11 protein-coding genes and 1 riboswitch are annotated in these 11,102 nt (G+C 55.8%); of the genes, 2 read left to right on the forward strand and 9 right to left on the reverse strand.

Annotated features, from left to right (window positions below; translation table 11 throughout):
- Nucleotides 1-224 precede the first annotated feature (224 nt).
- Nucleotides 225-419, reverse strand: a riboswitch (cobalamin riboswitch).
- Between the two features lie 156 nt (nt 420-575).
- The 6 genes from ACFSO0_RS11090 to ACFSO0_RS11115 form a co-directional block, all read right to left on the reverse strand.
- The gene (locus ACFSO0_RS11090) at nt 576-1,664 is read right to left on the reverse strand and encodes a quinone-dependent dihydroorotate dehydrogenase (protein ID WP_376880020.1); all 1,089 of its coding nucleotides are present in this window, start codon (nt 1,662-1,664) and stop codon (nt 576-578) included.
- Nucleotides 1,665-1,978: 314 nt separating this feature from the next.
- Entirely contained in the window at nt 1,979-3,103 is a 1,125-nt protein-coding gene (gene ald / locus ACFSO0_RS11095; RefSeq protein ID WP_376880022.1) for an alanine dehydrogenase, read from the reverse strand.
- Between the two features lie 130 nt (nt 3,104-3,233).
- Nucleotides 3,234-4,469, reverse strand: coding sequence for a PucR family transcriptional regulator (locus ACFSO0_RS11100; protein WP_376880025.1), 1,236 nt, complete (start codon nt 4,467-4,469; stop codon nt 3,234-3,236).
- A gap of 54 nt (nt 4,470-4,523) precedes the next feature.
- Nucleotides 4,524-5,069 (reverse strand): helix-turn-helix domain-containing protein, encoded by a 546-nt coding sequence (locus ACFSO0_RS11105; protein WP_376880028.1) that lies wholly within the window; start codon nt 5,067-5,069, stop codon nt 4,524-4,526.
- 165 nt (nt 5,070-5,234) lie between these two features.
- Nucleotides 5,235-5,588 carry a response regulator gene (locus tag ACFSO0_RS11110; protein WP_376880236.1) on the reverse strand — a complete coding sequence of 118 codons (354 nt, stop codon included), beginning with the start codon at nt 5,586-5,588 and terminating at the stop codon, nt 5,235-5,237.
- Nucleotides 5,589-5,724: 136 nt separating this feature from the next.
- Nucleotides 5,725-5,928 (reverse strand): hypothetical protein, encoded by a 204-nt coding sequence (locus tag ACFSO0_RS11115; RefSeq protein ID WP_376880238.1) that lies wholly within the window; start codon nt 5,926-5,928, stop codon nt 5,725-5,727.
- Nucleotides 5,929-6,122: 194 nt separating this feature from the next.
- Here ACFSO0_RS11115 and ACFSO0_RS11120 point away from each other — a divergent pair, with 194 nt between their 5' ends.
- Both ACFSO0_RS11120 and ACFSO0_RS11125 read left to right on the forward strand, forming a co-directional pair.
- On the forward strand, nt 6,123-7,109 hold the full coding sequence (locus tag ACFSO0_RS11120; RefSeq protein ID WP_376880030.1) for a BMP family ABC transporter substrate-binding protein: 987 nt from the start codon (nt 6,123-6,125) through the stop codon (nt 7,107-7,109).
- A 25-nt stretch (nt 7,110-7,134) separates the two neighbouring features.
- On the forward strand, nt 7,135-8,955 hold the full coding sequence (locus ACFSO0_RS11125) for a sensor histidine kinase (RefSeq protein ID WP_376880032.1): 1,821 nt from the start codon (nt 7,135-7,137) through the stop codon (nt 8,953-8,955).
- On the opposite strand, the gene ACFSO0_RS11130 is transcribed toward ACFSO0_RS11125, so the two are convergent.
- The 3 genes from ACFSO0_RS11130 to ACFSO0_RS11140 form a co-directional block, all read right to left on the reverse strand.
- Complete coding sequence (locus ACFSO0_RS11130) at nt 8,952-9,770, reverse strand: alpha/beta hydrolase family protein (protein ID WP_376880034.1); 819 nt, start codon at nt 9,768-9,770, stop codon at nt 8,952-8,954. The genes ACFSO0_RS11125 and ACFSO0_RS11130 overlap by 4 nt on opposite strands.
- 223 nt (nt 9,771-9,993) lie before the next feature.
- Nucleotides 9,994-10,407 (reverse strand): S1 RNA-binding domain-containing protein, encoded by a 414-nt coding sequence (locus tag ACFSO0_RS11135; protein ID WP_376880036.1) that lies wholly within the window; start codon nt 10,405-10,407, stop codon nt 9,994-9,996.
- A 164-nt stretch (nt 10,408-10,571) separates the two neighbouring features.
- Nucleotides 10,572-11,066 carry a VanZ family protein gene (locus ACFSO0_RS11140; RefSeq protein ID WP_376880039.1) on the reverse strand — a complete coding sequence of 165 codons (495 nt, stop codon included), beginning with the start codon at nt 11,064-11,066 and terminating at the stop codon, nt 10,572-10,574.
- Between the last annotated feature and the right edge of the window lie 36 nt (nt 11,067-11,102).

Consider the following 11,102-nt stretch of genomic DNA (forward strand, 5'->3'; position numbering starts at 1 on the left):
GCCGGAAAACGGACCTGCCGAAAAACCCGGCCGCACCGCCCCTCTTGTGCCCAAAGGGCGTGTATCTCGCTCTCCGGCTTCGTTCGCGAAGTCTCGCGATGCTGCGCTCGTGCTGGTACGAAAAAAAGCCTCATCCCCATAGTGGACGAGACTTGTGTACATGCAACAACAGACTGACCGCGCAGCCCTATTGCCAACTGTTCACCTCTCCTTTCCGCGAAGGTTTTCCGGTGTGGCATGAGGTAGGTCTCCTGGCTTCCAGATCGATGCGCTCTTTGCCCTTCCCCATACACGTATGAGTGGATTGCTTCAAAGAGAACTCCCTGGTTACAGTGGCGGGACCGCTCGGGACTTTCACCCGATTCCCTGTTACCCCGTATGTGCTGTCACATACAGGCACCTGATGCCGACGATATGCAATTATTGGACGTTCCTGATTGTCCATCACTATTATACTGCAACTGGCTGAAAAAGAGAACGATAGGGAAAAGCAAGAAGCTGCGCCCCGTCGATAGCAGGCGGCACAAAAAGACCGATGGCTCCTTTGCCGAAGCCATCGGCCGCTACGCTCCCGGCTATTTCGCGTCTACGCCAATCGCTTCGCTCAGGTGGGAAAAACCGTCCCGCTCCAGCAGGCGCAATAGCTGCTTGTTGATTTGCTTGACGATTCCCGGCCCTTGGTAAATCATCCCGGTGTACACCTGGACCAGGCTCGCCCCGGCACGGATCTTGTCGTAGGCATCTTGTCCTGTGAAAATACCGCCCACGCCGACGATCGGCACCATGTCTCCTACTTCCTGGTAGATTTCCTTCACCCATGCCGTCGAGCGCTCCGTCAGCGGTCTGCCGCTCAATCCGCCCGCTTCCTCCGCACGCGGATGGCCTGCTACTGCTTCGCGGGACAGCGTCGTATTCGTCGCAATAATCCCCGCGATGCCCTCTTCGACCGCCGCGTGCACGACATCGTGCATCTGCTCGTCCGACATGTCAGGCGCTACTTTCAGGAGAATCGGCTTTTTCTTCACGCCCCGACCTTCCAGCTCCGCCGCTTTTTCCCGAACGGCGCGAACGAGCACGCGCAGGCTCTCCGTCTCCTGAAGGTCGCGCAAGTTCGGCGTATTCGGAGAGCTGATGTTGATGACGAAGTAATGGCCGTACGCATACAGCATGTCCATGCATTTGCTGTAGTCGCTCGCGGCTTCTTCGTTGGGCGTCACCTTGTTTTTCCCGATGTTGATGCCAATCGGCACGTCGGAATACGCGAAGTCTACCAGATGCTGCGAGGCGAGATAGGCGCCGTTGTTGTTGAAGCCCATCCGGTTGATGACGGCCTGATGCTCCGGCAAGCGAAACAGCCGCGGCTTTGGATTGCCCGGCTGCCCTTGCGGCGTGAGCGTCCCCACTTCCACAAAGCCAAAGCCAAGCGCTCCCAGCGCATGATACACTTCCGCATTTTTGTCAAAACCCGCTGCCAGCCCCACCGGATTGGGGAATTTCAACCCCCACAGATGGTTTTCCAGACGCTGGTCCCGCAGCTGGTAGATCATTCGCAAAATCGCCTTGCCGGGAGCGGAATCTTCCACCAGCTTCAAGGCGTGAATCGTCTTTTCATGAATGTCTTCAGGGTCCTGCTGGAACAGATACTTGCGTATAAGCTGATACATCGCGGCTGCACTCCTCACTCCGTTTTACCTCATTGTAGGATACCACATTTTCAAAGGAGGAGTAACCTATGTGAGACATATTTCCAAGCACCAGGAAAATCCCGTCAGTATCCCCGCCATGGGGGTGCAGATGAACCGACAGAAAAGGGGATTTAGAAGATGGAGACGGACAAGCCGTTACGGTCAGACCGTCATTGGCGTCACCCGCTTCATCGCGGCAAGCGGCAAGGCCTTTTCCCGAACACGTTGCAGAAAAAAAGCAAGAAGCTGCCCGCCTCTTTCTTAAAAGGCGAGCAGCTTACGATTTGCGTTCCTTAGTTTTTCACCAGCAAAATTTCCTCGACAGATGCATACGGCAGGTTGTGCGCGTCCGCAACGGCTTTGTAGCTGACTTTGCCGTCGATGACGTTTACGCCTTTTGCCAAAGCCTTGTTGTCGCGGATCGCTTGGGCGTAGCCTTTGTTTGCCAGTTGCACCGCATACGGTACCGTCACGTTGGTGAGTGCCAGCGTCGAGGTGCGGGCTACGGCGCCAGGCATGTTGGCGACTGCGTAGTGGATCACGCCGTGTTTTTCGTAAGTAGGGTTGTCGTGAGTGGTGATGCGGTCTACCGTCTCGATGGAACCTCCTTGGTCGATCGCCACGTCAACGATCACGGAGCCAGGTGTCATCTCTTTCACCATCGCTTCGGTCACGAGACGCGGAGCACGGGCACCAGGGATCAGGACAGCGCCTACCAGCAGGTCTGCCTTTTTCACCGCGTTTGCGATGTTGAAGGAGTTGGAGATCAACGTTTGCACGCGGCCTTGGAACAGGTCATCTAGCTGGCGCAGACGATCTGCGTTCACATCGAGGATCGTCACGTTCGCGCCGAGGCCGACCGCCATTTTCGCCGCGTTCGTCCCTACGATACCGCCGCCGATAATGACGACTTCGCCTTTTGGCACGCCCGGTACGCCGCCGAGCAGCACGCCTTTGCCGCCGTACGGTTTTTCCAGGAATTGCGCGCCGATTTGTACGGACATGCGGCCCGCTACTTCCGACATCGGCATCAGGAGCGGCAGTGCGCCGTTGTCGAGCTGGATCGTTTCATAGGCGATCGCCACCACTTTTTTCTCCATCAGGGCGCGAGTCAGTTCAGGCTCCGGAGCCAGGTGCAGATAGGTGAAAAGAATTTGGCCTTCGCGGAAGTAATCGTATTCCGCCGGGAGCGGTTCTTTTACTTTCATCACCATTTCGGCTGCCCATGCTTCTGCTGCCGTGTCGACAATTTTCGCACCTTGTGCAACATAATCTTCATTGGTGAAGCCGCTGCCCAGACCTGCGTTGTTTTCTACGAGGACGCTATGTCCGTTTTGTACGAGTGCTGCCACACCAGCAGGAGTGATGGCAACGCGGTTTTCGTTGTTTTTTATTTCTTTTGGAATTCCGACGATCATGACTGGTAGTCCTCCTTGGAAACGCCGAGTTTGATAAGATTATTATCATTTTACCGCGTTTTTCGCGCTCATTTCCTTGGGGATTCCTTTAATCTTTTCGTCCTTCTGTTTGTGAATATCCACAAACGAACTATTGTTCGCCGCCGAGCTTCGCCATTTTCAGTTCCATATAGAGGGCCGCCCGCTGGTTCATGTTCTCCAGATCGACCCGTATGATCTCCTCGATCCGCCGCAGCCGGTAGCTCAAGGTGTTGATATGGACGTGCAGCCGCTGTGCCGTGACGTTGACCTTGCCTGCGGCGTCGAGGAACGTCTCCAGCGTCTCCAGCATGGCCGTCTGGTTTTCCCTGTCGTACTGCCGCAGCTTTTCCACACGTTCGTTGCCGTAGCCTTGCTCCTCCTCCCACTGCTTGACCTGCAGCAGGTAGCGGTAAATGCCCAGTTCGTGATACCCGTGTATTCCTTCCGTCTCCCGGGGAAACAGCTTTTTCACCTTGACGGCGTGCAAGGCTTCCCTGTAGCTTTTCACAATATCGGTGTACGACCTGTACCCAAGGCCGTAGCCAGCAGTGACCTGGCCTTCGCTGACGTGCGCCTCCAGCTTTTCCAGCGAGTCCGCCAAAAACTGTTCCACTTTGCGGATCAGCACGTCGTCTGCCTCTTTTCTGGCCTCTGCAAGCCCGATCAGCAAAATGATCTGCGAGCCGTCCACGACCCAGTACAGCTTGTCGCGCATCATCAAGGGATATAAATACTGGTCCAGCCTCGCACCGGACGCCTCGACAATGCAGATGAGGTAGGAGGCGGGAAGCTGCATCTGCAGGCTGTCGGCTTTTTGCCGGATGGCGGCTTCTGTCGTGTGATTGCCGAGCAAAAGCTCCCAGAGAAACTCCTTGCGCCGCTGCTCCTCCGCCTTCCGCTTGCCCTGCCGCTGCATGAGCCGCGACACCGCCGCACGAGCCGCCTGGCGCAATATCTCGTCGTCGTCCGGGGTGATCGGCCGGTTGACCTCCTGCGCCCAAATATACCCGAGCACGTCGTTGTTGCGCCGGATAGCGATCGCCACCCGTTTGCCCAGACCGACCTCGTCCTTGGCCGGTACATGCACGGGGTCATCCTGGGTCAAAAGCGCCTGAAAAACGCCGTCCTTCCACAGGCGCGTCAGCACCTTCTCCGGCACCCTCCGCCCCATGATCGTCGACCAGCGCGCCTGGTCCGTACTCTCTCCGTGCGAGCTGTACGCGATCAATTTATGGTCAGCATCCTCGATCGTGATCGGATTTTGCAGCAGCTCACCAATCGCGTCTGCCAACTCATCGATATCAGCGTTCTGATACTGTTGAAAATAATTCGGTTGAAGAGACACAATTCCACCTCGAATAGGGATAAATAAATGCGGCGGGAATCAGCGAGCCGTCCATCACTTGCCCCTCGCATTCACACAGAGAAACCGGACCCTCTCCCCTGTGCGGTTCAACCAGTGGCGGGGCGCAGACGAATCCATGTGAATGCTGTCCCCCGGATACAGCTCGTACTCCTCGCCGCTCAGGAGCAAGGTGAGAACCCCCTCCAGGACATACACAAATTCCTGCCCCCTGTGCACAAACGGCGCGCCCTTCTCGTCATGGGGCTGGAGCGTGACCAAAGTCGGCTTCATAGCGGGGTTGGAAAGATCGCCGGACAAGTCTTCGTATACGAACGGCGCCGAGTGATCGCGGGCAGGAGCATCGCTTCCCCGGCGCAGGCTGGCCTTCGTCTGTTCCGATCTGTCCGGGAAAAAGTAGCTCGGGCTGACATCGAGCGCTTCTGAAATTTTTTTCAGGGACTCCAGCGTGATCGACGATTTTCCCCGTTCCACCTGGGACAAAAAGCTTATGGACAGTTCCGTTTTTTCAGATATTTGCCTGAGCGTCTTCTTTTGCCCGACACGCAGCGATCTGATCAGTTTTCCCAAGTCTGTATCCATCCGCGATACCTCGAAGTGAGCAGGATAGTTGATACTTCTATCATACCGTTTGCCAGACGATGGCGCAAAGAATTCGCCTGGGCGACCGCTCCGCTGTTTGCCGGACAGCAGGCAAAAAAAGAACCGCCTCTCCTGCACGGGAGCTGGCGGTCATCATGTTCATCGCTACAGAATCCGCGTGATCGCGTCCAGAATTTGCTCCTTCTGGAACGGCTTGACGACGAAGTCGCGCGCTCCTTTTTTCATCGCCTCGATCACCTTTTGGCGATGGCCGATGGCGGAGAGAATCAGCACCTTGGCGTTGCCGTCGTAGCCTAAAATTTCTTCCATCGCGTCGATCCCGTGCATCTGCGGCATTGTGAGGTCCATCGTCACAATGTCCGGTTTCAGCTGCTTGTATTTTTCAACTGCCTCCAAGCCGTTGCTGGCCTCGCCGCAGATCTCGTGTTGCCCGCTCACCATCTCGGTCAGCATGCGCCGCATGAAGGCAGCATCGTCTACAATCAACACTCGGGCCATGACGTTCCATTCCCCTCGCTTCATTACAATATCTTCCTTTACTTTTGCAAAAATAAAGGAACTTGTCCACGAGAGAAAATGACTGTTTTTGTCGAACAGCCAAAAATATCTTAAATTCAAACGTTCCCTACCGTGCTCACTCCTGCTTGGGGGAAGCGACAAAGCCAATGGGCCTGCCGCTTTCTGCTGCCTGCCCCTCCGCCTGGCCAGACGCCCTTCCAGCCGCCAGCGGGCTATCCGGCTTCGGATGCGGTGTCGTCTCGCCAATCTCCGGAATTTCCACCTGTCTCACCTCATCCGGGATTTCGGTTTGCGGCATTTCCACCCAGTCCTTTTCCATGTTCACGCAGCTCCCTTCCTTGTCCTGCTTGGTCTTCCTCTATAGGCTGTCCCTCGCCGCACTTTCCATTCCATCCAGCATCTTCCTTTTTCAATCCCCTCTTTTTCCAGGAAGGATTTTTTCCGATAGTAAGAGAAGATTGTTTATTTACCAATCAAATCGTGTCTTACCTATTTCCATTGGAGGAGTATTCCATGCCTAAGTTTCAGCCATTCCCCTCCCTGTTTGCCGGTTTGGTCATCGGACTTTTGCTGCTCATTACGAGCCAGTTTCTCGTCAGCCTGACACACTTACGGGATGTAAACGAGCGCGGACATTCCGCAGACAAGCTGCGGGTCGCCCTGCTGCTCGAAGGGCCGACATACGATCAGGGCTGGAACAGCAGTGCGTTGGAGAGCATGACAGAGCTGCAGAAAAAACTCGGGTTCTCGCTGGAGGTCGCAGGCAATCTCAAACCTGAGCAAATACAAGAAACAGCTGCCAAATACGCGAAAAACAACTACGATCTCGTGCTTGGCCACGGCGGCATTTTTTCCGCGCCGTTCACCGAGGTGGCACGGTCGTTTCCAAACACCCGTTTCGTCTCCTTCAATGGCGAGGCTCCTTATCCGAATCAGACGACAATCCGCTACGACATGAAGCCCGCAGGCCATCTCGTCGGGATGCTGGCGGCCAAAATGTCGCGTACAGGCAAGGTCGGCTACATCGTCGTCGACAAGCCGCACGAGTACGCCCAGGTCGAGGGTTTCCGCGAAGGTGTCCGCAAGGCGTCGCCGAAAACGACTGTCATCGTCGGCAAAGCGTCCGACTTCAACGACGTGGCCGGGGCCGTACAGATCACGCGGCAAATGATCGACCAGGGTGTCGATGTGATCTACACGACGGGGGACAGCTTCAATCTGGAAGTCATCACTGAAGCGCAGCGGGCCAAGGTCTACACGATCGGTTACATTGCCGACCAGCGGTTCATCGCGCCTGATTACGTGCTGGCCTCGATGACCCAGGATTTGCGCCAATGCTACCGCACAATCATGGAGCAATTCACCGAGAACAGGCTGCCGAGCGGAAAAGTCACGTACGGCCTTGGCGAAGGTGTCAATAAACTAAGTCCCATGGGTCCGATGGTTCCCCAAAAGATTCGCGAAGAAATCATGCAGGAGTTGAATTTCTTGCTTAAATAACCTGTTTCGTATGGAGGATAGTCTCATGTCTTTGTTTTCCAATATGGGATTCCAGAAAAAAATGATGTTAAGCTACCTGGTGATGATGCTCCTGATCGGCTGTGTGACCAGTCTGTTCAGCTACCAGATGACAAAGGTCACGTCAGAAGAGATGCATCTGACGCAAAACGTCTTGCCGCAGACCAGCGCCCTGCTGGAGGTCAAGAACCAGATTTACATGAAGACGTTCGCGCTGAAGACGTATACGATCACGCGCGACCAGTCCTATCTGGACGATTACTATACCAATCTGATCGACAGCTCGCGTTTCGCGGGGATTCCCCAGACGGAAGAAAGCAGTGAGCTGTTTTCCATCATCGACTCGATCTCCAAACTGGACTTTGTGTTCCTGAACAAAATCAACCCGCTCCTGAAAGCGGGCAATGTCCCGGCGGTCAGCTACGTGCTGGCCAACGAGGTGCAGCCGTTGATCGACAAGCTGGAACAGGATCTTTCCTTTTCGTTGAATCAGCTGGAGTACAAGACCAACCAGGAATTCCAGAGCACGAACGAGAGCATCAAAGTTTCGCTCATCCTGACGTACTCCGTCTCGGTTTCCTCCATCCTGTTCGGGTTGTTCTGCACGTTTTATTTTCGCAGCCAGCTGCTGCGCCCCATCCAGTCGTTAATGCGGCAAGTGCGGGAAGTGTCGTGCGGGACGTTCGGTCAACAAATCGTCTACAGACAGCAGGACGAATTTTCCGAGCTGGCAGAAGAATTCAATAAAATGTCCGACAACATCGCCACTCTGTTTGCCCATGACCAGGAGCAGCGGCGCGTGCTGATCGAGGAGCGCAACATGCGGGAGCAAATTCTCAACTCGCTCCCGGTCGGCATCATCACCCGTCCCAGCATTTCCGCCGACGTCCATGTGAACGAGCTGGCACGCAAGCTGGTCATGCAGGGCGAAGACGGTTTTCCGGTGGCAAAGGATGCGGCAAATGCCTGGGGAAGCGGGGAAAACGCGTCGTGGTTCGTCAATCGGAAAATGATCCTGCTGAAGCAGGACAGCACGCCCTTCACCGCATTGGTCTCCTACATTCCGCTGCTCAATCGCCAGCAGGACAACGAGACGGGGTGGATGGTCGCGTTTCTGGACATTACGGAACAGGAACAGGTGCAGGAATACCTCCATCAGTCGGAGAAGCTGGCGATGGTCGGCCAGTTGGCCGCCGGAGCCGCGCACGAAATCCGCAATCCGCTGACCGTCATCTACGGATTCATCCAGCTCTTGCAGCAGCAGCTGTCTGATAAAGAGAGCAACCATTTTTACATCCCGCTCATCTTGCAGGAAATCGAACGGGTCAACCAGATCGTCACCGAGCTGTTGATGCTGTCCAAGCCGTCCATGCCGAACTATCGCGAAGTCAGGCTCGCAGACGTGTTCCACTCGATCCTGCCGCTGATCAATGCCGAAGCGCTGCTGCACGGAATCGAAATTCTGGACCGCTGCGATCCCGAGACGCGGGTTCACGTCGACGTCGAGCAGCTCAAGCAAATCCTTCTCAACCTCATGAAAAACAGCATCGAAGCCATGAAAGAAGGCGGCATTCTCACCATCGAGAGCCGCTTGGACGAACAATCTGTCCACCTGCATGTGCGCGATACTGGGGAGGGTATCTCACCCGAGTATCTCGTCCGTATTTTTGATCCGTTCTTCTCGCTAAAGGAGGACGGAACGGGACTGGGGCTGCCCATCACCCGCCGGATGGTGGAAAACCACGGCGGCGACATCCACGTGAACAGCAAGCTGGGGGAAGGAACAGAGATCATCATCTCCCTGCCGCTTCGTCCCTGCCTGTCCTAGCGCTCTTCGCAGACGGCATTCTCCCTGCTGATACGCTCCTGCCCCCGGGCATCCAGCCAGGCAAACATACGCCGGGTATACGTCGCCATATCTCTCCCCTGAAACAAGTGGCTGGCCCCTTCCGCCAGCCACATTTCATTCGGCTTGCCTGCCTCGCGCAGCGCCCGCTCCAGCCGCAGGGCATGCTCCACCCCGACATTTGCATCCTCCGTCCCGTGAATGATCAGGACGGGACAAGCGATTTCCGCCACCCGGTACAAAGGCGTGCGCTCCCTGTACGCTTCCGCCTGCTTGCGGGGATGGCCCACGATCCGCCGCAGCATCCGGCGCAAATCCACACGTTCCTCGTAGGTCAAAAGCAGATCGCTGACCCCTCCCCAAACGACGGCGGCCAGCAAGCCTTCGCATTCCATCGCGGCCAGCAGCGCCATGATTCCGCCTCGGGAAAAGCCGAACACGCTGATTCGCTCCCGGTCGACGCCCGGCATCTGCCGCAGCAGCTCGTAGGCGGCAAACACATCGTGGCGGTCTGCCCCGCCAAACTCGTCCCGTCCCTCTCCGCCTTCGTTGCCGCGGTAATGCGGGGCGAGCACGACGTAGCCAAACGCGGCCATCTGGCTGATCCTCTCCGGACTCACCTTGCCGACGCCGCGAATCCCGCCGCGGCAGTACAGCAGGGCTGGCAGCGGCGTACCGGACTTTTCGTACGCTTCCGGCAAGGCGAGCGCAGCCTTTACGAGCAGCCCTTCACTGTAGTAGCTCACTGTGTACAACCGGACGCCTGGCACAACAGACGGCTCCGGAATCTTCATCATTCGCCCTCTCCCCTCCTTGGGCACGCTTGCGTCCCCTCCTGTATCGTTCCCTGTCAGATTCCATGCTACGCTCCTGCCATCTCGTTCATCAAGGAGGAGTGCCGTCTCCCTCATGTTGCAAACTTCTGCCGCCGCCCCGCTCATCGGTTGAAGCCAAATACGTTAAAAGAAAAAGGGCGGGTAGGAAACCCGTCCTTTTTGCTGTCTTCCGTTATAGCAAGGCTTAATAGCCGCGTTTGGCGTTCTTTTTGTTAATGGTCGCAAGGTTCTCTTCGCTGTGCTTCAACCATTTTTTGAGTTTGTCCTCGAAGGAAGCAGCGGAATCCCGTTTTGCATTCCCTCCGCGGTCGCCTCCACGATATCCACCACCACGGCGCTCTTCGCGTTCCGGACGCTCAGGCGCTGGGAGTGCGGCGCGAACCGAAAGCGAGATTTTGCCTGCATCATCAATGGAGAGAACTTTTACTTTTACTTGTGCTCCAACGGTAAAGTGATCATTGATATCTTTTACAAAACCGTTTGCTACTTGGGAAATGTGGACCAGCCCCTGCTCGGTTTCGCTGACTGCTACGAACATCCCAAACGGTTTAATCGCTGTCACTTTTCCCTCGATGATGCTTCCCACTTGTACTGCCATTCAGTTTGCACTCCTTTTATTATTTCCGAAAAATGGTGAGAACCTCAACCAGAAGCCTCATTCTCCTAGTATAGCAGAGAAATTCAAATACTGAAAAGCCTATTCTTTCTAGGTTGCACCCAGGAGAAGCGCACTTCTTCGAGAGTTCTGGTACCCTCTCTCTATTATGACATGGTTTTTCCGGAATACAAGTGAACAATCGCTACCACCATCAACATGCTGGCAGATCCGGAAAAATCTAGCAGCACATCTCCCACCATCCCCGTGCGATCCGGCGTAAACGTCTGATGCCACTCATCGAGAACCGCCGTCAGCAGGCTGAGGAAGGCGCTCCAGGGCAAGGCGGTCGCAGCGGGCAGGCGGTGGCGGAAAACGCGATACCAGACAGCGGCGAGCAGCGCGAAAACAGAAAAATGCGTGGCCTTGCGAAGCAAAAATTCGATGAACCCGGCTGTCCCTTTTTCCTCCACGCTGATCACCTTGCCGCCGTAGTTGATCGACCAGTCTGCCATGTGGTCTTTCCACTGGTTTTGCTCGACGATCTCCCCGAGCGTCCCGCGAATGTCCTGCTTGTAGTATGGTGTTGCCGACGAAATGAACAGCCCCACGAGGATGGCCGCCAGCAGGATGTAGTCGGCGATCTTGACGTAACGGTGCAAACGTAAAGTCCCTCCCCTGTCATTTCTCCCTTTCTC

Source organism: Brevibacillus sp. GCM10020057 (assembly GCF_042683565.1).
In the GTDB taxonomy this organism is placed as follows: Bacteria; Bacillota; Bacilli; order Brevibacillales; family Brevibacillaceae; genus Brevibacillus.

Coding starts and splice junctions, on each gene's coding strand:
- ACFSO0_RS11090 (WP_376880020.1), bottom strand. CDS start 1,664: ATGTATCAGCTTATACGCAAGTATCTGTTCCAGCAGGACCCTGAAGAC.
- ald (WP_376880022.1), bottom strand. CDS start 3,103: ATGATCGTCGGAATTCCAAAAGAAATAAAAAACAACGAAAACCGCGTT.
- ACFSO0_RS11105 (WP_376880028.1), bottom strand. CDS start 5,069: ATGGATACAGACTTGGGAAAACTGATCAGATCGCTGCGTGTCGGGCAA.
- ACFSO0_RS11110 (WP_376880236.1), bottom strand. CDS start 5,588: ATGGCCCGAGTGTTGATTGTAGACGATGCTGCCTTCATGCGGCGCATG.
- ACFSO0_RS11115 (WP_376880238.1), bottom strand. CDS start 5,928: ATGGAAAAGGACTGGGTGGAAATGCCGCAAACCGAAATCCCGGATGAG.
- ACFSO0_RS11120 (WP_376880030.1), top strand. CDS start 6,123: ATGCCTAAGTTTCAGCCATTCCCCTCCCTGTTTGCCGGTTTGGTCATC.
- ACFSO0_RS11125 (WP_376880032.1), top strand. CDS start 7,135: ATGTCTTTGTTTTCCAATATGGGATTCCAGAAAAAAATGATGTTAAGC.
- ACFSO0_RS11130 (WP_376880034.1), bottom strand. CDS start 9,770: ATGATGAAGATTCCGGAGCCGTCTGTTGTGCCAGGCGTCCGGTTGTAC.
- ACFSO0_RS11135 (WP_376880036.1), bottom strand. CDS start 10,407: ATGGCAGTACAAGTGGGAAGCATCATCGAGGGAAAAGTGACAGCGATT.